Raw genomic sequence first — 23441 nt, forward strand, 5'->3', positions numbered from 1 at the left:
CCCAACTCGCGAGCCTTGCCACAGGACGGGTTGCCATGCTTTCCCATGGTCAATCCATCCAGCTCACGTGCGCGGACACCACACGCCATCCCTCCGCCTGCCGCAGCCAGGTCTGTGACTGCCGCCCGATGCGTGTCTGCCCCTGCCGGCGAAACTCCAGATGGCTGGTCGCAATGTCCCGTCCATACGTGGTGATCTCCCGCCGCAGAACCTCGCGCTCCAGGCCCTTGCCGGGCCGCTGCGCGCGAAATTGCTGGATCGCCGCGTAGCCGTAGAGGTTCTCGGATGCGCCATAGCGGATGGTGGTAGGGCTGCTCCAGAACAGTGCGTCCAGCTCCGCCACCGCATTGCCGGTCAATGCGCGCTCGTAGCGATCGCATTCGGCGCTGACTTCCGCCAGGACTTCTGGCAAATTGATCTCATGCATCCGGTTGGCCTCCCTTTCATGATTGGGTGTCTACGCACCATGCACAGCCGCAAGCGCGGCAGGGCGCACGCCAATGCCATCGTCATCCAGCCGGTCCAGCCAATGCGCTGCCCGCAGGGCCAGGCCCTCGCGCCAGGGGGCGGCAATCAGCTGCACGCCGACGGGCAGACCGCCAGCAGCATCCGGCCAGGTGGGCGCAACCACCACCGGACAGCCTGCAAACGAGATCGGCTGCGCCAGCATGCCCATGGACGCGCGGGTCGGCTGCGGCACGCCGTTGAGCTTCAGCCAGGGCTGCCCGATCGGCGTGGCCTCGCAGGGCGTCGCAGGTGCCAGCAGCACATCCCAATGCCGGAACAATTGATTGACCGCATCGCGGTAGGCCCGGCGAAAACGCTGCGCCCTGGCATACCAGTGCGCTGGCTGCAAGGCGCCGGCAATGAAGCGATCCACCGATACGGGCTCGAAATCCGCAGCCCGCGTGCGCAATTCCGCCAGGTGCAGGCTGCCGCCTTCGCTGGCGGTCACGATGAATGCGGCCGCACGGGCCCGCTCGGCCTCCGGCCACTGCACCCGCCCGGGGAGTGCGCCCAGCCGCTCGGCCACCATCGCCACGGCCTGCCGGGCCGAGTCGTAGGCATTGTCTTCAAAGTACCCGCCCAGCACCCCTACGCGCAAGCCGTCCAGCCCTTGCCCCAGTGCGGCACCCACCGGCTGGACCGTGGTGGCCAGGCAGGCGGGATCCTGCGGGTCCGGCCCCTGCAGCGCGTCATAGACAAGCGCCAGCAGCTGGGCCGAATCGGCCAGCGGACCGACATGGTCCAGGTTGTGGACGAAGGGGTAGGCACCGCGCCGCGACAGGCGGCCGAAGGTCGGCTTGAGGCCCCAGACGCCGCACAGCGATGCCGGAACGCGGATGGAGCCATTGGTGTCCGAGCCCAGGGCCACGGGCACCAGCCCCGCCGCCACCGCCGCGCCCGAGCCCCCCGAGGAGCCACCGGCGATGCGCGTGAGGTCATGCGGATTGCGCGTTGGCCCATAGTGGCTGTTCTCGGTGGTGAAGCCATAGGCAAATTCGTCCATGTTCAACGCGCCGGTCAGCACCGCACCCGCACTGCGCAGCCGTTCCACCAAGACCGCGTCGGACCGCGCTGCCGCCGCATGGCGACGGATCTTGGAGCCGGCCAGGGTCACTTCCCCCTCGATATCGAAGAGGTTCTTGACCGCATAGGGCAGCCCGGCCAGTGGCGGCAGCGCCCGTCCGGCGCGCCGCATGGCGTCAATGGCCTCGGCCTCGCGCTGCGCCCTGGCGGATGTCTGCAGCGTGTACGCATTGACAGCGGGATGGGTGGCTTCGATGCCGGATTGGCACTGCGCCAGCCAGTCGTTGGCGGCAAGATCCGCGCTGGCCACGGCAGCCAGGCATTCCAGACTGCCGGCGGGGATGCTCATGATGTCGGTTCTTTCTGATCTCTGTATGGAAATGCGGCCCTTTGTGCACTCGCTCAGGGCCTCGCTGCGTCAGGGTATGGCGCCGGCCAGTACAGGCTGGCTGGCTCGTCTTCCACCGGCAAATCGCAGGCTTCCAGCAATGCCGCCATGGCAACGGTTCTGGACAGGTGGTCCGCCACACGTGCCACCTGCGCGGCATCCAGGGGCAGCGACAGCAAGTCGGCACTGCTCCGCACATATGCTTCCAGATCCTGGCTGTTCCGACTCATCGACGTTTCTCCGGTTGAAAGACTGCCAAACTGCAAGCCCCAAGATCACCGGGGCCGGCACACCCAGGCAGACGTGCCTGCGCAGGACTTGCCGATGTGCGCACATGGTCGTCCGCACATGGACGTGCGCATGGAGCCGAGCGGCGTCCGTGAACGCAAGGACAAGCCCCATTTCGCACACGTCATCTTGGATACAAGCCCTGCACACGGGCAAGCAAGTGGCATGCCACATAATAAGCATACCACCGTGCGAGAAGAGCGCTGGCGGCGCGGCGTCGGCAAGGCCATCCGCGTGCGCACCTGCGTCCACCGATGCTCATTGCCTGGCCCATGCATTGCCGGTGCGTCGCTTTGGTGCATGCAGCACTCTGCTTTCGGTTCCCCCTCTCGGCGTGCCACCCTTGCCGCAGACCGCGCGCCGGGCAGCAGGCGGCTTCGCACGCAAAGCAATCGATCCCCCTGTCTTGCGCATGACACGGCTCTTTCATGCTAGATTTATGTTGTATACCTCTTACTTGCCGGGCTGCTGCGCCATGCCATGGCTGCTTTGCCGGTGCCACGCCCACTCCTATGCCGAGGTCAGGTCTGCATGGACATCTTCTCCATCCATCACATCGCTGGGCGGTTCAACGCCATCGCCCTGGTCGACATCGCGCCGCGGTCCGACGTGTTGCCGGAACTGCCCACCACCACCTTTCTGCATGCCGGCCCGCCCCTGGCCGGCGCCGTGCCGCAGGCAATGCGCCGCGCCACGCTGTTCGCCATCCTGTACGAAGGGCTGGCAGGCGATGCCGCGCAGGCTTGCCACATGCTCGATTCGGGTGCGGTGACCTTGCGCCCGGCCCAGGACTTTGGCGTCGTCACCCCGCTGGCGCAGGTCGTCTCGGCCAGTGCCCCGCTGGCCGTGGTGCAGGGAGCGAATGGGCGCCGCTTCGCTCCCCTCATCGAGGCGGGGGTGCCGGCATTGCGCTTTGGCAATCCGCCGGACGATGCCGCGGCCCGGCTGCGGATGATGGAACTGTTCGGCCTTCAGGTCCTCAGGCCAGCGCTCGCCCGGCAGCCTGTTGCCCTGGCTCCGCTGGTGCTCGCTGCCCTGCAGCAAGGCGAGGAATGCCATGCGCTGACCAGCGCCGCCAATGCAAGGCTGGTGGAGTCACTGTCCTTGCCCGCGCGGGACAGGGCCTTGCTCGCGGCCTATCCCGCCTTTGTGCTTCCCATCCTGATGGCCGCCAGCAGTGCATGGCTGCAGGAGAGCGCAAGCCCGATCAGCGCGGTCGGCGGCAATGGCCTGCAATTCGGCTGGCGCGGGCGTGGGGAAACGGCCTGGCGCACCGTGGATGCCGTGCCGCCGGCCGGCGTGTCCATGGAAGGCATGCAGACCCGCGAAGCCCTCGGAGCCATCGGCGACAGTGCCGTCATCGATTTCGCCGGCCTCGGCGGACAGGCGCTGGCGTTCAGCCCCGCGCTCGCGCAAACCTATGCCAGCTTTCTGCCGCAGGATCTCCGGGCGCATCGCGCCGCCGTTCTCGATGCCAGGACCGGCAATGCCAGTCCCGAAGCCATCGCCGCCAGCGGGCAATCCGCCCTGGTGAACCTGGCCATCCTCGGCGCGCCAGCCTGCTCGGGCCTGATCGGGCGCGGGGTCTACGCCGCCCCGCCATCACTATTCACGCCGGCGCGCAGGCAATAGGGCGCGCAGGCGCCTCAGAACAGGTACTCAGAACGGGAACTGGCGCTTGCCGAGCTGGAAGGTCACCCACTTCACCTCGGTCATCTCGTGCATGGAGGCCTCGCCGCCTTCGCGTCCCAGGCCGCTGTTCTTGACGCCACCGAAGGTGATGTGCGGCTCGTCGGCAATGGTGGTGTCGTTGATGTGCACCATGCCGGATTCGACCCGGTGGGCGAACTCGAAGGCACGCTGCAGGTCGTTGGTGACAACCGCCGATGACAGGCCGAAGCTGGTGTCATTGGCCAGATGGACGGCGTGATCGAAGTCATCGGCGCAATAGATGCTGGTGACGGGGCCGAACGACTCCTCGCCATAGATGCGCATGGCCGGCGTCACGCCCGTCAGCACGGTCGGCTGGAAGTACGGGCCCTCGTGCGTGCCGCCTGTCAGCACGCTGGCGCCCTGGCCCACCGCATCCTCGATCTGCCCCATGATGAAGTGCGCCTGCGATTCGCGCACCAGCGGCCCCACCACCGTCTCGGGTGAACGCGGGTCGCCCACCCGGATGGTTCGGGCCTTGGCCACGAATTTCTCGCAGAAGGCCTCGTACAGTGGCTTCTCCACGATGATGCGCGAGTTGGACATGCAGACCTGCCCCTGGTGAAAGAAGATGCCGAATGCGGCGGCATCCACGGCATAGTCCAGATCTGCATCCTGGAGCACCACGGTGGGGCTCTTGCCCCCCATCTCCAGGCAGACCCGCTTGAAATGCCTGCCGCACTCCGCGGCCAGCACGCGGCCGACCTTGCTGGAGCCGGTGAAGGTGATCATGCGCACGCGCTCGTCGCTGACCAGCAGCCTGCCCACTTCGGCATCGCCTGGCACCACGTTCAATACGCCAGGGGGCAGGCCGGCCTGCTCGAAGATCTCGGCCATCTTCAATCCCACCAATGGCGTCAGCTCCGACGGCTTGAGCACGAAGGTGTTGCCAGCCGCCAGGGCAAACGCCACCTTCTTCATGCCCAGCAGCAGCGGCGAGTTGAACGGCGAGATGCCGCCGATCACCCCCAGCGGCTGGCGGATCGTCATGCTCACCACGCCCGGCGTGGTGGTGGGGAACGTCTCGCCATGCGGCTGGCGGATGCAGCCGGCGGCGGAGCGCAGGCAGTCCACGGCGTAGTCCACCTCCCAGGGCGCCTTGATCCAGACGGAGCCGTTCTCCTGAATGATCAGGTCGCGCAGCGCATCGCGGTGGGCGGCAAACAGGTCCGCCGCACGCAGCAGCAGGGCCTCACGCTCGCCGGCCAGCATGGCCGCCCAACCCGTCCGGGCGGCATGCGCGGCGGCGATGGCGGCGTTCACGTCCTCGGCGCTGGCCTGCGCCACCTGGGCGAACACCGCGCCCGTGGCGGGGTTGACGTCGTCGGCCACCAGGCCGGCGCTGCTCAGGCACCATCGACCATTGATGTACATGGGTGCGACGCGGGTGCCGAATTCTGCGGGAGTAATGGGAGACAGGGGGCCGGTAGTCATGGTGGAACTTCTCATGGAAAGCGGAGGGAACGGAGATTCAAGACAAGGAAAGCATTCGAGGTCTAGCCATGCAACGGCCGTGCCACGCGCGGCAGGACCTGCCTGGGCAACGCACAGTGCACGCCCTTGTTGATGTCCACGGTCTGCGTGACGTGCAGGTCGCCGGCCACGCTGCACAGCGAATAGGCGTCCAGCGGTGCCATGCCATAGTCGGCCCCCAGCCAGGCGATCATCTCGCGCAGCGCTTGCCTGGCCGCTTCATCGAGATCCTCGTTAAGCCCCATGCTGATGAGGTGCGTGGGCGATTCGGCGCGGGGCATGCACAGCTGCGCATGCTTGATCAATTCAAAGCGGAAGGTGCCGCGCAGGCTCGTCTCGATGGCGGTGAGACACACCTCGCCGTGTCCCTGCGCGGCATGGCCGTCACCGGCGGAGAACAGCGCGCCCGGATTGAACACGGGAAAGCGCACGCAGGTGCCGGCCACCAGGTCACGGTTGTCCATGTTGCCGCCATGCGCCATCGGGATCATCGAATTGACGGCCCCCAGCTCGGGCGCCGGCGCCACGCCGAAATTGCCGAAGAACGGCCGCAGCGGCACATCCGAACCGAAGGGCATCTGCGCAACGCCGCGCGCCGCGTCCAGCGGAATGTGCATCAGGCGCCCGACGGGAAAGTCATCGGGCAGGGTGCCGCGCCCGGGCTTGACCAGGTTCCAGCCCCAGGACTGGCGCAATTCGATGGAGAGCAGATGAACCTCCAGCGCATCGCCGGGCTCGGCGCCTTCCACCCAGATCGGCCCGGTCAGCAGGTGCGGGCCGAGGCGCTTGTCGGTGCCGGCAAGCACGCCGCGGTGCTCCGCGAGGATGAGCCGCTCATCGGCAGGCAGGTCGGCGGGCTCGCCCGAGAGCGTGTCGATGGTGACCGTGTCGCCCGGCCGCACGCGCAGCACCGCCGGCCGGGCGGCGTCCCACGCGCCCCAGCACACGGTCTGCGGCGAAGCGGGCAGGTAATGGTGTGTCATGCAGGTATCTCCCCTCATCCCTGGCGCCTCAGCCCTTGACGGCGCCCATCGTCAGGCCACGCACGATGTGCTTTTGCAGCAGGAAGACCGCCAGCAGCACCGGCACCATGGACATCACGCCCACGATCGCCATCGCGCCCCAGCGCACGCCCTGCGTGGTGATCAGCAGCGGCATGGCGACCGGCAGGGTGCGGGTGCCCTCGCCGCCCAGCATGAAGGCGAACAGGAATTCGTTCCAGGCAAAGATGAAGCACAGCACGCCGGTCGAGACAATGCCCGAGCGCAGCAGCGGAAGCACCACGCGCAGGAAGATCGCCGGGCGGGAATAGCCCTCCACCATCGCCACCTCTTCCAGCTCGATGGGCAGGTCGCGGCAGAAACTGCGCGTCACCCAGATGTAGAAGGACAGGTTGAAGGTCATGTAGGCCAGCGTCAGGCCGATGAAGGAGTCCAGCAGCTCGACCTTGGCAAACACCAGATAGAACGGAATGACCAGGCAGATGGGCGGCGCCATGCGCGTGCCCAGCACGAAAAGGAACATGTCGTCCCGGTACTTCAGGTCGAAGCGGGCAAACGCGTAGGCCGCCGGTGTGCCCACCAGCACCACCAGCAAGGTGCTCAGCGACGCCAGCACGAAGGAATTGACCATGTAACCCAGGAAGCCGCTGTCGATGACGTACTTGAAGTGATCGAGCGTGGGCGTGAAAAGCCACTGCGTCGGGCGCGCGAACATCGCGGTCTCCGGGCGGAACATCATGGAGGCGAACCAGATGACCGGGAACAGCACGATCAGGGTGACGGCCACGACCACCAGGGTGGCCAGCCAGGAGACGGGCTCCGCAGAGCGAGAACGTTTCTTGAACATCAGACAACTCCCGGGGTTCGCTCAGAAGGCGTTCAGGCGCTTCTTGGCCACGTGGTAGAAGACACTGCACAGCAGGAAGAACATCACCCAGATCACCACCGCAAAGGCGGCCGACTCGCCAATGCGCCACTGCTCGAAGCTCATCTTGTAGGCGAGCATGCTCGGCGACTCGGTGCTGACCCCCGGCCCGCCGGCCGTGAGCATGTAGATGGAGTCGAATACCTTGAAGGCATCGATGAAGCGCAGCATGCCGATGACGGCCAGCAGCGGCGCCATCATCGGCAGCGTCAGGCGGTAGAACACCTGCCACGGGCTGGCGCCATCCACCGCGGCGGCGCGATAGGGGCTCACCGGCAGGGCCTGCCGGCCGGCAAAGAAGGCCAGGATCATGAAGGGCGTCCACTGCCAGATGTCCACGAACGCCAGCGCCACCAGCGCGTAATCGGCCGAGGAGAACACCGACGTGCCGCTCAGCCAGCCGAAGCGCTCGAGCACGTTGTAGGAAATCAGGCCCCACGAGCCGGCGAACATCACCTTCCAGAGCAGGCCGACCACGATGGGCGCCATCATGCTGGGGATGAACAGCAGCGGCAGCCACACGCTGCGCAGCCAGATGCCGCGGTTGAGCAGCAGCGCTCCCGCCAGGCCCAGCCCGAACTCCAGCGGGACGGCGATCAGCACGAACTTGGTCGCCACCCACAGGCTGTTCCAGAAGCGGTCGTCCGAGAACAGGCGCTGGTAATTGGCGAACCCGGCCAGATCGCCGATCTGGCCGTAGTTGACCTCCCGGAAGCTGATGTAGACCGCAAAGCAGAACGGCAGCAGGCTCACCACCACCAGCACCAGCATGGCCGGTGCAATCAGGGCCCACGGATACCAGTTTTTGTGCGTCAACTGCATACGGCCTCTCTCTTCGTTGGGATTGCGCGGGGGCGGCGTTACTGTTACTGGTCCAGCGTGCACTTGTCGCCGCAGATGGATACCAGCTTGGCCTGGCCCTGCTTGGCGGCCTGCTCGGGTGTCAGGCGGCCAAGGCCGACCTGCTGCACGATGGGCGCCAGCGCGGTGTCGATCTCGAAGAATTTCGGCAGCTTGGGCTTGGCCGGCAGGACTTCCAGCGTGTCCTTCATGGCACCGTAAAGGCTGGCCGTCTCGGGGTTCTGCAGCGCCGGCAGTCCGAAGACGGAACTGCGGATGGGCACGCCACCGGCACCCTTGGCGATCAGCTCGGCCTGGGTTTCCTTGTCCACCAGCCATTGCAGGAAGAGGAAGGTCGCCTCTTTCTTCTTGCTGGCCTTGGAGATGGCGATCAGAGAGGGCTCGCCACCGGCGTGCCTTGCGCCCTGGTAGGCCGGGTTGCGCGGAATGCCGCCATAGACGAACTGGCCGGCCAGCGCCGAGGCCCCCGGTTTGTCGATCCCCAGCACGAAATCGCTCCAGGCGATGGACTGCGCGGCAATGCCGTTGCCCATCACCGTGGGAACGTCCACCAGCGAGTACTCGGCCTGGCCGGGCGGCGCGTACTTCCACAGCTTCGCCCAGAAGGTCATGGCGGCGATGTTCTCGGGGCTGTCGAAGTGGGGACGACCCTGCGCGTCATACAGGCCGCCGCCCCAGTTGACCAGGAAGTTCTCCCACAGCGTGGTGAAGGTGGTACCAGCGGGAATGCCCTCCATCACGATGCCGTAGAAATCGCTGGCCAGGGGCTTGCCCGCGAGGGTCTGGCCGGACTTTCGCGTGAAGAATTCCGCGATGTCCAGCAGCTGATCCATGGTCTTGGCGGGTGCCAGGTCGTAGCCATACCTGGCCTTGAAGGCCGCCTGCTCCTGCGGGTCTTCCAGCAGGTCCTTGCGGGCCCAGTAGATCTGGTTGTAGTTCCAGGTCAGGTAGCCGTAGTGCTTGCCACCCCATTGGGTCAGCGTGCCCGCGGCGGGCTGGAGGAAGTCACTGGCGTCGAGCGCGGGATTGGCCAGCTTGGCATCGCTTGCAAAGCCATCGATGGGCTCGAGCACCTTGCCGGCCAGCAGCGGCCCCATCTGCAGGCCGTGCAGCATGATGCCGTCGTAATAGCCCCGGCCGGAGAACAGGTCGGCCTGCCCCTTGTTGATCACATCGGCATGGCCCAGCAGTTCATAGTCCACCTTGATGCCGGTCTCTTCCTCGAACAGCGGCACCAGCTGCTTCATGGTTTCCTGCAATGGCGTGATTTCGTCGAGCACGCGAATGGAGGTGCCGGCATAGGGCTTGGCAGCTTCCTTGTAGGACCAGCCTTGCGCCTGCACCAGGGAAGGGCCAAGCATCAGGCAACTCCAGAGGCCGACAAGAACCGGGCGGGCCAGGCCGCGCCGCGGGGCGATGGAGAATCTTTTTGTCATGGGGAGCCTTTTAACAGAGTGTTGAAAAAATGGCGCGAGCTTCATGGCGCCGGGGAGGAGACCGCGAGCAACCGCCCACTGTTCGGATGAAAGAGACACAGGCCCTGCGCCGGCATGCCCACCGAGACGCGCTGATCGATCGACCATTCGGACGCTGCGGGCACCTTGGCACGAATGCGCTGGCCCGCCACGGTGAGCGTCAGCAGCGTGTACTTGCCAAATGGTTCCACTGCGTAGACCGTCGCCGGCAGGCCGTCCGGGCCCAGCAGCACGTCGGCCTGGACCTCGGTGTGCGCGGGCAGGAAGCCCAGCGTGGCCGCCAGCACGCCCTCGGCGGCCATGCGTTCCCCCACCCACTGCGGCAACAGGGTGTCCGAGCCGTCGAAGCGCGCCCACCACTGCCCTTGTTGCTGGTGCAGCTGAATGGACAGCAGGTTCATCGAGGGATCGCCCGTCAGGCGGGCCACGTCGGTGTCGGCGGGCGACTGCGTCAGCGCCGCCGCATTGCCGACCTGGCGGATGCCGCCATCGACGAGCATCACCACGCGATCGGCCACCGCCATGGCTTCGACCACGTCCGGCGTGAACCAGAGCGTGGGTTGGGCCAGGGCCTTTTGCCGCCGGCGGATCTCACCGCGCAGCTTGTGGCGCAGCTTGGCATCGAGATGGCCGATGGGCTCGTCCAGGATGAACAGATCCGGCTGCTGCACCAGCGTGCGGCACAGCGCCACCCGTTGCTTCTGGCCGCCGGACATGTCCGATGGACGGCGCTCGGCCAGGTGCGCGATCTCCGTCAGTTCCATCAGATCCATGACGCGCTGGCGGATCCGCGGCGCATCGGGCTTCTCGCGGCAGGCGGGCGAGCGCAACGGCGAGGCAATGTTGTCGAAGGCCGTCATGTTCGGGTACAGCGCGAAGGACTCGAACATGTGCGCCACATGGCGCCTCTGGGGCGGCTGCGCCAGCAGCTCCCGCCCCGCCAGCTGCACGGATCCGGCATCCGCCGTCTCCAGCCCGCTGACGAGCCGGCCCAGCGTGGTCTTGCCTGCCCCGGACGGCCCCGCCACCGCCACGATTTCGCCCGGCTGAACGTCCAGGCCGACATGCTTCAAGACCTGCGTGCGCTGGAACGACTTGCTCAGGCCCGAAATGCGCAACCCGGCCTGCGCCAGTGCCGCAGCCTCCACTGTCAATGGGTCTGTGCTCACGCCTGCTCTCCCAGAAGGTTTCGGGTGGTTTTCGCATCGAAGACATGCACATGGCGTGGCTCGACCTGGAACCGCAGGGTCTGCCCGGCCAGGAAACCGCTGGGCCCGCCCACCTCCATCACCAGCGGCCCCATGGCGCTTTGCAGCTGCAGCACATCATGGTCTCCGCGTGTCTCCACGGTGTCGATGCAGGCGTCGAATGCGGGAATGTCCGCGCGTTCCGGCGCGGCCAGCCGCACATGCTCCGGCCGGATCCCCACCACCAGTTCGCGCCCCGTCGCGCCCTGCAGGATGGCGCCATGCGGCACCAGCGGCAGCGCCAGTTGCGCCCCTCCGGCCAGTGCCAGCTGAACGGCGGAGGCATCGCTGGCAAGCAGCTCGGCGGGCAGCAGGTTCATGGGCGGCTCGCCGATGAAGCTGGCCACGAACAGATTGGCCGGCCGTGCATAGATCTCGGCGGCGGTCGCCACCTGCTGCAGCACGCCCTTGTCCATCACGGCGATGCGGTCGGCCATGGAAATGGCTTCCGTCTGATCGTGCGTGACCAGCACGGAAGTCAGCTTGGCGGCCTTTTGCAGGCGGGCGATTTCGCTGCGCAGACCGACCTTCTGCGCGGCATCCATGTGGCTCAGGGGCTCGTCGAACATGATGAGATCGGGCTCCCGCACCAGGGCGCGGCCAATCGACACGCGCTGCTGCGCACCGCCGCTGAGCTTGCGCACATTGGCGTCACGCACATCCTGCAGTTCCAGCAGATCGATGATGCGATCGACCGCGCGCTGGACCTCGCTGTGGAGATACGAGCGAATGCGCAGCGGAAAGGCAATGTTCTCGAACACGCTCAGGTGCGGATACAGCGCATAGTCCTCGAACACCATCGCCACGTTGCGCGAGGCGGTGTCCAGCTCCGAGACATCCTTGCCATTGAAGAGAATGCGCCCGCCGCTGATGCATTCGATGCCTGCGATCAGTTTGAGCGTGGTGGACTTGCCGCACCCGCTGGGGCCGAGCAGTGCCAGCATCTCGCCCTGCCGGCACTGCAGGCTCAGGCCCTCGATGGCGAATGTGGTGCCGTCATAGCTCTTGCTGACGCCTTGCAATTCAACGGCTGCCATCATGACCTCCCATGCCGCAACCGCGGTGCGCTTCAAGCATCCCCTGCGCGGCCTGCTCGCCAATGAGCACGCAGGGTGCGTGGGTGTTGCCGGTCGTGACCTCGGGCATGATGGAGGCATCGGCCACCCGCAGGCCCTGCACGCCGTGCACGCGCAGCGCGCCATCCACGACGGCGTCATCGCCCTGGCCCATGCGGGCAGTGCCACTTTGGTGGAAATAGGTGCCGGCCGCCTGCCGCAGCCAGGCCTGCGACGCCTTGTCATCCAGATCTCCGGGCATCAGCTCGCGCCGGCGAAACGGTGCCAGCTCCGGCGCATTGCCAAGCTCCCGGCACAGCTTCACGCAGGCCATCAATGCCTGCACATCCTCCGGCGCCGAGAGAAAATTCGCCTCCACGCGCGGTGCCTGGTCCGGATCCGCACTGGCGAGGCGCACCCGCCCCCTGCTTTGCGGACGCACCAGTCCGGGCGCCAGGGTCCACGCCGCGGCACGATCACTCGGCAGGCCATAGGCCGGCCCCGTGACCTCGCTGCCGAAGGCGCATTCCTCCAGCACCGGCTGCAGATCGGGCCGGTCCAGCCCCGCCCGGCTCTTCCAGAACAGCGTGAACTCGGCCGCGTTGTTGCGGGGCGGCTCGGGGGTTTGGTATTCCCAGACACATCCGGCCACCAGGATGTGGTCCTGGAAGTTGGCGCCCACGCCAGGCAGATGGTGGCGGCACTCGATACCGTGGCGGGCCAGCTCCGCCCTGTCGCCAATGCCCGATAGCATGAGGATCTTCGGCGTGTTGATGGCGCCGGTGCAAAGCACCGCCTCGGCGTCCACCGCGACTTCGAGAACCTGGCCCCGATGGCTGAACTCGACACCCTTGACGGTTTGCCCATCGAGCACCAGCCGGCGCACCTGCGCATGCAGCAGCACCGTCAGATTGGGACGTGCCATGGCGGGGCGCAGGTACGCACCGGCAACCGACACACGTCGGGCACCCGCCGCCACATTGACGTTGGCGATGCCGCATGCCCCGTCGCCCTCCATCGCCGCGCCATTGAGATCGTCCACCTCGGGAATGCCCGCCGCCACACAGGCCCTTGCCAAGGCCTGCGCGACCGGCACCGGATCCTGCGGCTTGGTGATGAACATCGGACCATCGGTACCCCGGCGCTGCGGATCGGGCGTGCCCTGCCAGTTCTCGATGCGCTTGTAGACCTGCAGAACCTGTTCATAGGACCAGCGCGCATCACCGCTTTCCCTGGCCCACAGCTCGAAATCATTCCTGTGGCCACGGGCCCAAATCAGGCCGTTGGTGCTGGAGCCGCCGCCCAGCACCCGCCCCATCGGCAACGGCAACCGCCGCCCTGCCGTGTGTGGCGAGGCTTCGGCCACAAATCGCCAGTCGCGCTCGCCGCCGATGTTGGACATCCACAACCGGGAGTCCTCCACCGCCGGCACGCGTTCATCGCCGCCGGCTTCCAGCAGCAGCACCGTCGCATCCGAGTCCTGCGCCAGCCGGCTTGCCACCACGCAACCGGCCGCGCCACCACCACAGACCACATAGTCATAGGAGGGCAAAAGCTCCCTTGGCTGGCTCATTGATCAAGTTCTCCTGCATCTTCCCGAACCGCCGCCGGGTGATGCTCCAGGCCGCGCAAGCTGCTGCCGGGTCATGCATCGGGGCGGATCGTTTTGGTTCACCGTTCGACCACATAAATGTGGTACACCACCTAAAGCAAGCTTCATGCCAGGGCGAGTGAATCTAGCAGCAGGGAAGCACGCAGGCGGGCTCCCGCCGCCTGGCAAAACGGCTGGAAGCAGCGGGGCACGCAAGGAGTCTGCAGGGGAGGAAGTGGCCACAGGCCCCGATCTGGCGGGCACTGGCGCACATGTTCAGTGCCATCGCACCGTAGCGCTTCAGCGCGGCGCGGCATGGCGCCGCCCGCAGGCCCGATGGCACATGGGCGCAGCGTGCACCGCCATCGTGCATGGCGGCTCGGTGTCGCATGCCGAAGATCCGCGCACACCCTGGCACTGTGCGACCGGGTTTCGACATGCGCCCGTCGAAGCATCGGCGGCCGAAAGACCGTTCTGGCACCTGCTCACGTCACGTCAATCGCCACCGCCGCCGCAACCTCCGCAGCCACCACCACAGCCGCTTCCTCCATCAGCACCGGCATCGGTGCCTGCAGCACCTGCGGCGCCGGCACCGCTGTCCGGCGGATGGCGCAACTGGTGCAAGGCCCACAGGCCCGAGCCGGTCAGCACCACGGTCCCGAACAGCGCCACCGCCAGATCGGCCTCGTCGGCGGCCGGTGCGCGACGCAGCCGCTCGCTGCGCCGGCGCGCCAGCGCATACACGGCCTTGCCTTCGGCCGTGCGGGCATCGACGCTGCGCCAGCGCAGCAGCGCCACCACCGCCGTGACGGCCATGGCCAGCAGCAGCCAGCCCACCGGCTTGTCGCGGGCGAGGCCGAGCAGGCACTTGAGCATGCCGAACGCCACCAGCAACAGCAGCGGCAAGGCCTGATACAAGCCTTGCCGGGCCTGCCGCAAGACATCCAGCAACAGGCCGGCGCGCACCAGCGTCTGCGCCGCCGCCTGGGCCTGGTCATGCAAGGCGTACTCGATATCGCTCCAGCGGAACGGCGAATGCAACTCCAGCACCGCCTGGGCCGCGCCATCGCCGGCAAACGATTCCGTATCCCTGCGCGTGTGACGGAACTGCTGTCCGTCGACTTCGACCACGCCGGCAGCCAGCAGGCGCGCCATCACACTTTCGGCAAGGCGTACCGCACCGCCCCCCAGGTAAGCCAGCAAGGCGGAATCCTGCAGCGCCTGCTGCACACCCTGTCTGTCGCGTCGCGGCTGCCCCAGCCAGGCCGGCACCGCCAGGCTGACCGCCAATGCCAGCACGAACAACACGGCATACAGCTTCAGAAAAGGTCCGGCGGTCAGGTCAAGCGGTCCGAGCGGCATGGCAAAAGCTCTCAGGTCTTCAGGCGCTGGCCCCGACCAGGGTCTGCAGCAGCACTGCCAGCCCCAGTGCCAACAGCGCCAGCAGAAGGGCTTGCCGCAGCCAGCGACGCAGGGCGTGGCGGGGAATGATGATGGCATCGCGCGGATGCACGCGGCGCGCCCGCGGATCCTGCAACAGGCGCTGCGCGGCGCCAGGCCAGATATCTGCCGGAGCCGCTGCGCCGAAGACCTGCTCGTAGCGGCGCAGCGTCTGCGCATACTGCTCGAAGAAGCGTGCCCGCTCGGCCGGGCCGCCAGCCGTGGGCCGGTGATGCAGCGGTCGCCCCAGCACCTCGGGGCAGAAGCGTTGCCAGTAGTCGTGCGTGAACGTCAGGTGCAGGTGCCAGGCCTGATCAACCGCATCCGATGGTGTGGCCTGCCCGCTGCCGGTGACCGCCAGAAAACAGAAACGGCGGTACTCCTCCATCACCCGTCCGGACTGCGCCAGCGACCAGCCGTTCTCATGCGCCAGGCGCTGGATGAAAGAGAAATCCGCCGTTTCCGGTCCCACCTGGTAGGCGTCCAGTCGCTGCCAGACCGGATGGCTGCGGCTGGGGCCGGCAGCGGCGACCTCCACCGCCGGCTCCCGCAACCCGTCAGAACGGAATGTCGTCATCCTCGAAGTTGTCGAAGGCCTTGGGCTGGGCCGGTGGCGCCGGCGGGCGCTGTGCGGCGGCTGCCGCCGGTGCGCGGGCCGGGGCAGCAGGAGCCGAGCCGCCGCCGAAGGACGGGGCTGCACCGCCTTCATAGCCGCCACCACCGCCTTCGCCACGGCCGCCGAGCATCTGCATCACGTCCGCGCGGATTTCTGTGGTGTAGCGGTCATTGCCCTGCTGGTCCTGCCACTTGCGGGTGCGCAGGCGGCCCTCGATGTAAACGGGCGAGCCCTTGCGCAGGTACTGCGAAGCAATCTCGGCCAGGCGGTCATTGAAGACCACGTTGTGCCACTCGGTCAGCTCGCGGCGCTCGCCGGTCTGGCGGTCCTTCCACTGCTCGGTCGTCGCCACGCTGACGTTGGCCACCTGCCCGCCACTGGGGAAGGTGCGCAGTTCCGGATCACGGCCGAGATTGCCGACGAGAATGACTTTATTGACTGATGCCATGGCTGGTTTCCGCTCTTGAATGGTTGCTCACAAAGCGCCGCGCCCGCGAGGGCACGACCTTGCACAATCCCTCCATTGTGCCGCAGCTTGCGTCCACGGTCAGCAGCCCGGCTGGCCGGGGGCCGCCCCGGGCTCCGCCGCCCGGCCGACCGGACGCCCACCCAGCGCCACCAGCAGCCAGAGCAGGGCCAGCACGGCCGTCACGGCAAACAAGCCCACCGGGCCCCAGGCCTTGACCAGCAGCCCGCCAATGGCACCACCGGCAAACAGCCCGAGCGATTGCAGCGTGTTGTAGGCGCCCAGCGCAGCGCCACGCGCGGCCGGGCCGCTCAGGCGCGAGACCTGGCTGGGCTGCATGGCTTCGAGCGCGTTGAAGCCGCAGAAGAAGATGAACAGCAGCACGCCCAGGCCCCACAGCGGCGGCAAGGCATGGCTGGCGTGACTGCTGACGTAGCTGACACAGGCCAGCGCCAGCTGCACCAGCAGGATCAGGCCAATGCCGGCGCGCATGGCCAGCGTGAAATGGCCGCGCCGCTCCAGCGCGAACACCACGCCCAGAAAAAGCACCGAGGCCAGCACCGCCGGCAGGTAGAGCTGCCAGTGCGCCTCGCGGGCCAGGCCGGCGGCCACCAGCAGCGCCGGCACGGCGCTCCACATGGCCATTTGCACGGTGTGCAGGATGAACACGCCGAGATCCAGGCGCAGCATGCCCGGCGTCTGCCACCAAGGCGCGGCCGGCACGGCACCGGTCGCCGCGGCGGCCTCCGACCGTGGCGGCTCGACAGGCACCAGCCACAGCACCACCGCAATGCCCGCCAGCGCCAGCGCGGCGGTGAGCCAGAACAGCCCGGCCAGGCCGATGCGCGCGCCCAGATACGGCCCCAGCACCAGTGCCAGCGAGAAGGTCATGCCGATGCTGATGCCCACCAGCGCCATGGCCTTGGTGCGTACCTGGTCGCGGGTGAGGTCGGCCAGCAACGCGGTGACCGCCGCCGACACCGCGCCCGCGCCCTGCACGGCACGGCCGATCACCAGGCCCCAGACCGAATCGCTCAGCGCCGCCAGGCCGCTGCCAGCGGCGAACACCAGCAGCCCGAAGACGATGACGCGCTTTCTGCCAAGCCGGTCCGAGGCCATTCCCAGCGGCAATTGCAGCAATGCCTGGGTGAGGCCGTAGATGCCCATGGCCAGGCCGATCAGGGCCGGGTCGTCGCCACCCCGGTAGCCGCTGGCGGCCAGCGAGAACACCGGCAGCACCAGGAACAGCCCCAGCATGCGCAGGGCAAAAATGGATGCCAGCGCAAGACTGCTGCGCCGCTCGTCGGCCGTCATGCGCGCTTGGTTGGATGGGGTCACGAATGCAAGTGTGGGGAAAAGTAGGGGCAGGAGGCGGCGGGAAGCCAAGCGGGAATTCTAGGGCCTGTTGGGATTCATGAAGTGCCCTATGGCAAGGCCAGTTCGCGCCACTGCCCGGATGACAGGCCGTCAAGTGCCCAGTCGCCGATGCGCACGCGCACCAGCCGCAGAGTGGGCAGGCCGACGGCGGCTGTCATGCGGCGCACCTGGCGGTTGCGGCCTTCGCGGATGGTCAACGCCAGCCAGCTGGTCGGCACCGTCTTGCGAAAGCGCACCGGTGGCTGGCGCGGCCACAGGCGCGCCTGGGCCTCCTCGTCGGGCACGCGCAAGGCCTCGGCCGGCAGCGTTGGCCCGTCCTTGAGCAGCACGCCATCGCGCAGCGCCTGCAATTGCGCCTCGCTGGCCGTTCCTTCGACCTGCACCCAGTAGGTCTTGGCCAGTTTGTGGCGTGGATCGGCGATGCGCGCCTGCAGCCGGCCGTCATTGGTCAGCAGCAGCAGGCCTTCGCTGTCGAGGTCGAGCCGGCCGGCCGGATACACGCCCGGCACATCGACGAGATCCGCCAGTGTGGCGCGTCCCTGGCCATCCTGAAACTGCGTGAGCACACCATAGGGCTTGTTCAGCGCCAGCAGGCGCGGCTGCGCGGGAGCCGGACGGGCCACACGGCGTGGCGGCACTCCCGCTCGGCCAGGGGGCGATGGAGCACGGGGCCGGGAAGGGCGGGGAGGGGAAGAGGGAGCGCGCATCGGGGCACCAGTGGATGGTGAGGCATCTTACCGGTTCCGGAGCTGTCGATGCAGGCCGGAGGCGCCGAACCCCATGGCATCCCTGCATCGGAGTCAGGGCATATCAGTGAATACCAGTGGACAAAACAATCATCATCAGTATCGCCAGACAATACCATTGAACAGACCCAATACCGCTTCGGGACGCCATTGCGTATAAACCCATGATTGAAAAAACGTCAATCCATTGCAAAAGGCCTGGACAGCATGACAAACCATGATTGCACGGAGCAACCCAACCCAGCCGCCGGGGCGCCCGATATGCCTGATACGCCCGATACGCAGCTGACGCGGCGTCCAGCTAGCAACGGCCGTTTCAGCTCGCACGATGGGCTGTCGCTGTTCTACCGCCACTGGCCGGCGCAGCCTCCCGGAGGGGCCGAGGCCGATCAACCGGTGCGGACCATTGTGCTGCTGCACCGCGGGCACGAGCATTCGGGACGCATCGCGCATCTGGTCGATGAGCTGGATCTGCCGCAGTTCCAGTTCTTCGCCTGGGATGCGCGCGGTCATGGCCTCTCCGAGGGGGTGCGCGGCGACAGCCCCGGCTTCGCCACCAATGTGCGCGATCTGCAGACCTTTGCCGAGCACCTGCAAGCCGCGCATGGCGTCCAGGCCCGCGATATGGCGCTGGTCGCGCAAAGCGTGGGAGCGGTGCTGGCGGCCACCTGGGTGCACGACTATGCGCCGGACATCCGTGCCCAGGTGCTGGCCTCGCCGGCCTTCGACATCAAGCTCTATGTGCCCTTCGCGCGCCCCGGCCTGGCGCTCTTGCAGAAACTGCGCGGCAAGTTCTTCGTCAACAGCTACGTGCGGCCGCGCTTTCTCACGCACGACCCTGCGCGCGTGGCCTCCTATGCCAGCGATCCGCTGGTGACACGGCCCATCGCCGTGAATGTGCTGCTCGACCTGTATGCAACGGCCGAGCGCATCGTCGCCGATGCCCAGGCGATCCGCGTGCCCACGCAACTGCTGATCTCCGGCAACGACTTCGTGGTGCGTCCGGGGCCACAGAAGCAATTCTTCGCGCGCCTGGGCACCACCATCAAGGAGCAGCACGTGCTGCCGGGCTTCTACCACGATACGCTGGGCGAGCGCGACCGGCATCTGGCCGTTGCACAGGCGCGGCGCTTCATCCTGCAGGCCTGGCAGGCGCCGGCCGCCCCCAGCCTGCTGCATGCCGACCAGCTCGGCCCGACCTGCGCCGAAGCGCAGCAGCTGGCCGCGCCGCTGCCCGAGGGCTCGCTGCGCCAGCGCTACTGGCAGTTCACGCGCGCCGCCATGCGCTGGGGCAGCCGCTACTCCCAGGGCATCAGGCTCGGCTTCGAGACCGGCTTCGACTCGGGCAGCACGCTCGACTACGTGTACCGCAACCAGGCGGACAGCCCCTCCCGGCTGGGCCGGCTGATGGACCGCAGCTACCTCGACTCGATCGGCTGGAAGGGCATCCGCGCGCGCAAGCGCCATGCCGAGGAACTGCTGCACCTGGCCATGCAGCGCCTGCACGAGGCCGGCGAGCCGGTGCGCATCACCGACATCGCTGCCGGGCATGGCCGCTACATCCTCGAAGCCATCACCGGCCGCCCCGCCGGGCTGCCGCTGCCCGAGCACATCCTGCTGCGCGACTGGAGCGACATCAACGTGCGCGATGGCCAGGCGCTGATCGAGGCCAAGGGCCTGGCCGGCGTGGCCCGCTTCGCCAAGGGCGATGCCTTCGACCGGCAGGATCTGGCCAGGCTCGCGCCCAGGCCCAACCTGGCCGTGGTCTCGGGCCTCTATGAGCTGTTCGGCGACAACCGCATGGTGGGCGACTCGCTCGCCGGCCTGGCCGAGGCAGTGCCACCCGGCGGCTACCTGGTCTACACCGGCCAGCCCTGGCACCCGCAGCTGGAACTGATCGCCCGGGCGCTGACCAGCCACCGCGCCGGCCAGCCCTGGGTGATGCGACGCCGCACCCAGGCCGAAATGGACGAGCTGGTGGCCCGCGCCGGTTTCGTCAAGCTGACCGAGCGCATCGACGCCTGGGGCATCTTCACCGTCTCGCTGGCGCAGCGCAGGGCATGAGCGGCACGGCCACGGGAGTCCCCCAGCAGCAGCGCGAGCCGGGCCTGTGGAAGGCCGCGCTGTGGCGGCTGGCCTTGCTGGGCGCCTTCTTCTTCATCAGCTACGGCTTTGCCAACCAGGTCAGCGAGCAGCGCGCCATCGCCGGCGACGTGGGCAGTATCGTGTTCGATTGGGAACGCCACATTCCACTGTGGCCATGGACCATCGTGCCCTACTGGTCCATCGACCTGCTCTACGCCATCTCGGTGTTCACCTGCACCACGCGCCGCGAACTCAGTGTGCATTGCTGGCGCCTGCTGACCGTGCAGGTCATTGCCGTCACCTGCTTTCTGCTGGCGCCATTGCGCTTTGCCTGGGAGCGGCCCGCGATCGATGGCCCGTTCGGCGCCATGTTCGATCTGCTGATGGGTTTCGACAAACCCTTCAACCAGGCGCCTTCGCTGCACATTGCGCTGCTGGTGGTGCTGTGGCTGCAGTTCGGCCGCCATCTGCACAGCCGCTGGGGCAGGGCGTTGCTGCATGGCTGGTTCGTACTGATCGGCCTGTCGGTGCTGACCACCTGGCAGCACCATTTCATCGATGTGCCCACGGGCGCCCTGCTGGGCTTCTTCGTGGTCTGGCTCTGGCCGCAGGAGGCTTCTGCGGCAGAGGCCGTGACCGCGCATCCCCAGCAGGCCGGCACGCGGCGCCGGCTGGCCGGCGGCTATGCGCTCGGCGCGACGGCGCTGGCCGCGCTGGCGCTCGCCGGCGGCCAGGCGGGTCATGGCACCGCCTTGTGGCTGCTGTGGCCGGCCATCGCATTGATGATGGTGGCGAGCTTCTATGCCTGGGGCGGCGCGGCCGGCTTCCAGAAACGCACCAGCGGCCGCCACAGCACGGCCAGCCGCGTGCTGCTGGCACCCTACACCCTGGCCGCCTGGCTCAATGCCCGCTGCTGGACCCGCCGCCATCCGCACCCCTGCGACATCGGTCATGGCCTCTGGCTGGGCCGCCTGCCGGGTCAGAAAGATCTGGCCGACATGCGCCAGCATGCTTGCATGCGCTTGCGCGCCGTGGTGGACCTGTGCGCCGAACTGCCCTTCCCGCCTGCGGCTGCGGGCGGGAGGCAGGCCAGCATCGATTACCAGACCCTGCCGTGGCTGGATCTGGTCGTGCCCGATGCCCATCAGTGCCGCGCCGCAGCCGATGCCATCGAAGCGGCGCGCCAGCGCCATCCGCAGGGCACCATCCTGGTGTGCTGCGCGCTCGGCTATTCGCGCAGTGCCATGGCCGCCGCCAGCTGGATGCTGTGGCATGGTGGCGCCAGTAGCGCGGCCGAAGCCGAGGCATGGCTGCGCCGGCATCGGCCACAGGTGGTGCTGCGGGACGGGCACCGGCAAGTCCTGCAGGAAGTCGCCACGCATGCTCTGGCGGCACGACCATGACCAGGCGGTACCCAGACGAAAAACCAGACCATCATCAGAAAGCTCCCGCCCATGCCCGCGCCGCCCCGTGACCTGCACGACGACGAAGCCCTGCGCTACCAGTGGGCCACGCTGGCCGCCTTGCTACGGCAGACCCGCATACTCGACGGGCTCGGCACGCTGCTGCTGGCCCTGGCGCTGCTGGCAGCCCTGGCGGGCGCGCTGGCGCCTATCTTCGCGCCACACCAGACCGCCTGGCGCCCCGGCTGGCCATGGCAGGCCGGGCTGGGGCTGAGCATGGCCGCCGCGCTGGTGCAGAAGTACCATGCGCTGCGCTGCGCGCTCGATGCCGAGTTGTTCGACTGGCTCGCCAGGCAGGCCCCCAACCCGGCAACAGCCGCCGAGCAGCTGGATACGGCCCTCGTCCAGTTGAGACTGCGGCGCGCAGACCATCTGCCACCGCGCGACTGGCCCGAACGCCAGCGTGCCGCCCTCGCCCTGCTGCGCCGGCAAGGGCTGTGGCTGCTGCTGCAGGCGGTGACGCTGCTTGGCAGCTTCTGTTGGCTGCGACATTGAATCTGCCGCCACGCCGGACGGTCTCGGTCACCGGGAAAAGAAGGCCTCGGCCTTGCACGAAGGCGCGAAAAGCACGAAAGGCCACTCTGGAAAGTGGCCTTTCGTTGTCAGCATTCCATCAAGGGTGCCGGAGTACCGCTGCGCTTACCAGCGATCCGTGATCTCGTCGTAGGCGTAGGTGCCCAACTGGCGGTGTGCACTGGGGGTGACATAGACCGGATCGGCAAACATGTAGCTGTCGTAGCTGCTGTCGATCAGGGTGTCGGTCGTGCACTTGGCCGAGCTGACCTGGCCGGTGCCAATGCCGATGCCATTGCCGTCATCCACCGAATTGCAGACCGGATCGGCGATGTTGGAGAAGCTGAAGTAGGACGGATAGCCGTACATGTAGTTGACGTAGTACTCGAAATCCACCGACAGCGCGTTGCTCACCTTCTGCTCGACGGCGGCGATCTTGATGCCGTCATTGAAATGGCGCACCAAGCTGTCGGAATTGCCATCGAGCAGCCCTGTATAGCCGCTGTTGGCCGTGCCCCATGGCGTCTCATCGAGCCGGTACAGCAATGCGACGACGACGTACTTGGCGCCGTTGTCTTCCAGCCGCTTGACCTGCGTCATCAGGGCAATGCCTGCCTCGCGGGCCGATTGCCGTGCGGACGCGACATCCAGTGTGCCGTCCATGACCTGCCGCGCCAGCGCAATCACGTCGGAGGCACCGGCGCTGATCAACACCAGATCATCTTCTCCAAATTGATTGGAGGCGAGAAAATTGGAAACTTGGGCCTGCACGCTCGTGGCGCCCCCGCCGGTGGCATCCTCCGCGGTGACACGCGCATTGCCTTCTGCATAGCTGTAGCCGCCATTTGCCTGTGCAGTGATACTGCGTCCATAGCTGCTGGCAACCTGTTCCGTCCAGTTCTTCAGTGCCGCACTGTCATCGTTGACCGTGAAATAGGACCCGCTCTGGCCGATGTCCGCAGTCGCGTCGCCGAAGGCGATGAAGCGCGTCGGCGAAATGGCGGACTCCACCGTGCTGGACCCGCATGCGGTCAGGCTCAGCGCCGCCACGCCTGCTGCAACGAAAGCGATGCAGCGACTCCATTGAAATGCCATGTTCGTAAACTCCGGGTTGGTTTGCTCTGCCGGCAAGGCAGTTGGTCGATGTCCATCGGCCAATCGGTCGGTTTGTCCTGCCGATTGGCGTCAAAG

General features: G+C 67.2%; 21 protein-coding genes. 4 read left to right on the forward strand and 17 right to left on the reverse strand.

Annotated elements, in window-relative coordinates:
• Positions 1-49: 49 nt before the first annotated feature.
• The 3 genes from hpxZ to EV687_RS10415 are packed head-to-tail and all read right to left on the reverse strand — an operon-like array spanning position 50 to position 2148.
• On the reverse strand, positions 50-427 hold the full coding sequence (gene hpxZ, locus EV687_RS10405; protein WP_122230100.1) for an oxalurate catabolism protein HpxZ: 378 nt from the start codon (positions 425-427) through the stop codon (positions 50-52).
• Between the two features lie 30 nt (positions 428-457).
• Positions 458-1879, reverse strand: coding sequence for an AtzE family amidohydrolase (locus tag EV687_RS10410; protein WP_122230098.1), 1422 nt, complete (start codon positions 1877-1879; stop codon positions 458-460).
• A 53-nt stretch (positions 1880-1932) separates the two neighbouring features.
• Entirely contained in the window at positions 1933-2148 is a 216-nt protein-coding gene (locus EV687_RS10415) for a DUF4089 domain-containing protein (protein ID WP_122230096.1), read from the reverse strand.
• 589 nt (positions 2149-2737) lie between these two features.
• On the opposite strand from EV687_RS10415, the gene EV687_RS10420 reads away from it, so the two are divergent.
• On the forward strand, positions 2738-3838 hold the full coding sequence (locus EV687_RS10420) for an oxamate carbamoyltransferase subunit AllG family protein (protein WP_162846629.1): 1101 nt from the start codon (positions 2738-2740) through the stop codon (positions 3836-3838).
• A gap of 27 nt (positions 3839-3865) precedes the next feature.
• Here EV687_RS10420 and EV687_RS10425 read toward each other — a convergent pair whose 3' ends face one another.
• From EV687_RS10425 to EV687_RS10485, 13 genes are all read right to left on the reverse strand, one after another.
• Positions 3866-5350, reverse strand: coding sequence for an aldehyde dehydrogenase family protein (locus tag EV687_RS10425; protein WP_207226425.1), 1485 nt, complete (start codon positions 5348-5350; stop codon positions 3866-3868).
• Between the two features lie 62 nt (positions 5351-5412).
• Positions 5413-6372: an acetamidase/formamidase family protein gene (locus EV687_RS10430; protein WP_122230091.1), complete on the reverse strand. Its 960-nt coding sequence runs from the start codon at positions 6370-6372 to the stop codon at positions 5413-5415.
• Between the two features lie 28 nt (positions 6373-6400).
• Complete coding sequence (locus tag EV687_RS10435; RefSeq protein WP_122230089.1) at positions 6401-7237, reverse strand: carbohydrate ABC transporter permease; 837 nt, start codon at positions 7235-7237, stop codon at positions 6401-6403.
• A 21-nt stretch (positions 7238-7258) separates the two neighbouring features.
• Positions 7259-8137 carry a carbohydrate ABC transporter permease gene (locus tag EV687_RS10440; protein WP_207226426.1) on the reverse strand — a complete coding sequence of 293 codons (879 nt, stop codon included), beginning with the start codon at positions 8135-8137 and terminating at the stop codon, positions 7259-7261.
• A 44-nt stretch (positions 8138-8181) separates the two neighbouring features.
• Positions 8182-9537 carry an extracellular solute-binding protein gene (locus EV687_RS10445; RefSeq protein ID WP_122230087.1) on the reverse strand — a complete coding sequence of 452 codons (1356 nt, stop codon included), beginning with the start codon at positions 9535-9537 and terminating at the stop codon, positions 8182-8184.
• Positions 9538-9653: 116 nt separating this feature from the next.
• A complete protein-coding gene (locus EV687_RS19280; protein WP_122230085.1) occupies positions 9654-10820 on the reverse strand; it encodes an ABC transporter ATP-binding protein in 1167 nt (388 codons plus the stop codon).
• Positions 10817-11938, reverse strand: coding sequence for an ABC transporter ATP-binding protein (locus EV687_RS10455; protein WP_207226427.1), 1122 nt, complete (start codon positions 11936-11938; stop codon positions 10817-10819). Before EV687_RS10455 ends, EV687_RS19280 begins: the two co-directional genes overlap by 4 nt.
• Positions 11922-13526 (reverse strand): GMC family oxidoreductase, encoded by a 1605-nt coding sequence (locus EV687_RS10460; RefSeq protein ID WP_122230083.1) that lies wholly within the window; start codon positions 13524-13526, stop codon positions 11922-11924. The genes EV687_RS10455 and EV687_RS10460 overlap by 17 nt, the downstream gene beginning before the upstream one ends.
• A 513-nt stretch (positions 13527-14039) precedes the next feature.
• Entirely contained in the window at positions 14040-14906 is an 867-nt protein-coding gene (locus tag EV687_RS18945) for a TIGR04222 domain-containing membrane protein (RefSeq protein WP_162846628.1), read from the reverse strand.
• Positions 14907-14925: 19 nt separating this feature from the next.
• On the reverse strand, positions 14926-15561 hold the full coding sequence (locus EV687_RS10470; protein ID WP_207226428.1) for a glycine-rich domain-containing protein: 636 nt from the start codon (positions 15559-15561) through the stop codon (positions 14926-14928).
• A complete protein-coding gene (gene ssb / locus EV687_RS10475) occupies positions 15542-16048 on the reverse strand; it encodes a single-stranded DNA-binding protein (protein ID WP_122230081.1) in 507 nt (168 codons plus the stop codon). Before ssb ends, EV687_RS10470 begins: the two co-directional genes overlap by 20 nt.
• A gap of 99 nt (positions 16049-16147) precedes the next feature.
• Positions 16148-17380 carry an MFS transporter gene (locus EV687_RS10480; protein WP_122230079.1) on the reverse strand — a complete coding sequence of 411 codons (1233 nt, stop codon included), beginning with the start codon at positions 17378-17380 and terminating at the stop codon, positions 16148-16150.
• A 110-nt stretch (positions 17381-17490) separates the two neighbouring features.
• On the reverse strand, positions 17491-18150 hold the full coding sequence (locus EV687_RS10485) for a pseudouridine synthase (RefSeq protein WP_122230077.1): 660 nt from the start codon (positions 18148-18150) through the stop codon (positions 17491-17493).
• 300 nt (positions 18151-18450) lie between these two features.
• Between EV687_RS10485 and EV687_RS10490 the strand changes: the two genes are divergently transcribed.
• From EV687_RS10490 to EV687_RS10500, 3 genes are read left to right on the forward strand one after another with little or no spacing between them, the layout of a single operon-like run.
• Entirely contained in the window at positions 18451-20253 is a 1803-nt protein-coding gene (locus tag EV687_RS10490; RefSeq protein ID WP_122230586.1) for a bifunctional alpha/beta hydrolase/class I SAM-dependent methyltransferase, read from the forward strand.
• A complete protein-coding gene (locus EV687_RS10495; RefSeq protein WP_122230075.1) occupies positions 20250-21677 on the forward strand; it encodes a phosphatase PAP2/dual specificity phosphatase family protein in 1428 nt (475 codons plus the stop codon). The genes EV687_RS10490 and EV687_RS10495 overlap by 4 nt, the downstream gene beginning before the upstream one ends.
• 51 nt (positions 21678-21728) lie before the next feature.
• Positions 21729-22232, forward strand: coding sequence for a hypothetical protein (locus tag EV687_RS10500; protein ID WP_122230073.1), 504 nt, complete (start codon positions 21729-21731; stop codon positions 22230-22232).
• A gap of 144 nt (positions 22233-22376) precedes the next feature.
• On the opposite strand, the gene EV687_RS10505 is transcribed toward EV687_RS10500, so the two are convergent.
• Entirely contained in the window at positions 22377-23345 is a 969-nt protein-coding gene (locus EV687_RS10505) for an SGNH/GDSL hydrolase family protein (RefSeq protein ID WP_122230071.1), read from the reverse strand.
• Positions 23346-23441: the final 96 nt, after the last annotated feature.

It is taken from the genome of Corticibacter populi, assembly GCF_004217315.1.
In the GTDB taxonomy this organism is placed as follows: Bacteria; Pseudomonadota; Gammaproteobacteria; order Burkholderiales; family Burkholderiaceae_C; genus Lampropedia; species Lampropedia populi.

Coding starts and splice junctions, on each gene's coding strand:
- EV687_RS10420 (WP_162846629.1), top strand. CDS start 2,738: ATGGACATCTTCTCCATCCATCACATCGCTGGGCGGTTCAACGCCATC.
- EV687_RS10440 (WP_207226426.1), bottom strand. CDS start 8,137: ATGCAGTTGACGCACAAAAACTGGTATCCGTGGGCCCTGATTGCACCG.
- EV687_RS10455 (WP_207226427.1), bottom strand. CDS start 11,938: ATGATGGCAGCCGTTGAATTGCAAGGCGTCAGCAAGAGCTATGACGGC.
- EV687_RS10490 (WP_122230586.1), top strand. CDS start 18,451: ATGCCTGATACGCCCGATACGCAGCTGACGCGGCGTCCAGCTAGCAAC.
- EV687_RS10505 (WP_122230071.1), bottom strand. CDS start 23,345: ATGGCATTTCAATGGAGTCGCTGCATCGCTTTCGTTGCAGCAGGCGTG.
- EV687_RS10415 (WP_122230096.1), bottom strand. CDS start 2,148: ATGAGTCGGAACAGCCAGGATCTGGAAGCATATGTGCGGAGCAGTGCC.
- EV687_RS10435 (WP_122230089.1), bottom strand. CDS start 7,237: ATGTTCAAGAAACGTTCTCGCTCTGCGGAGCCCGTCTCCTGGCTGGCC.
- EV687_RS10500 (WP_122230073.1), top strand. CDS start 21,729: ATGCCCGCGCCGCCCCGTGACCTGCACGACGACGAAGCCCTGCGCTAC.
- EV687_RS10430 (WP_122230091.1), bottom strand. CDS start 6,372: ATGACACACCATTACCTGCCCGCTTCGCCGCAGACCGTGTGCTGGGGC.
- hpxZ (WP_122230100.1), bottom strand. CDS start 427: ATGCATGAGATCAATTTGCCAGAAGTCCTGGCGGAAGTCAGCGCCGAA.
- EV687_RS10445 (WP_122230087.1), bottom strand. CDS start 9,537: ATGCTTGGCCCTTCCCTGGTGCAGGCGCAAGGCTGGTCCTACAAGGAA.
- EV687_RS10470 (WP_207226428.1), bottom strand. CDS start 15,561: ATGACGACATTCCGTTCTGACGGGTTGCGGGAGCCGGCGGTGGAGGTC.
- EV687_RS10460 (WP_122230083.1), bottom strand. CDS start 13,526: ATGAGCCAGCCAAGGGAGCTTTTGCCCTCCTATGACTATGTGGTCTGT.
- EV687_RS18945 (WP_162846628.1), bottom strand. CDS start 14,906: ATGCCGCTCGGACCGCTTGACCTGACCGCCGGACCTTTTCTGAAGCTG.
- EV687_RS10485 (WP_122230077.1), bottom strand. CDS start 18,150: ATGCGCGCTCCCTCTTCCCCTCCCCGCCCTTCCCGGCCCCGTGCTCCA.
- EV687_RS10410 (WP_122230098.1), bottom strand. CDS start 1,879: ATGAGCATCCCCGCCGGCAGTCTGGAATGCCTGGCTGCCGTGGCCAGC.
- ssb (WP_122230081.1), bottom strand. CDS start 16,048: ATGGCATCAGTCAATAAAGTCATTCTCGTCGGCAATCTCGGCCGTGAT.
- EV687_RS10495 (WP_122230075.1), top strand. CDS start 20,250: ATGAGCGGCACGGCCACGGGAGTCCCCCAGCAGCAGCGCGAGCCGGGC.
- EV687_RS10425 (WP_207226425.1), bottom strand. CDS start 5,350: ATGACTACCGGCCCCCTGTCTCCCATTACTCCCGCAGAATTCGGCACC.
- EV687_RS10480 (WP_122230079.1), bottom strand. CDS start 17,380: ATGACGGCCGACGAGCGGCGCAGCAGTCTTGCGCTGGCATCCATTTTT.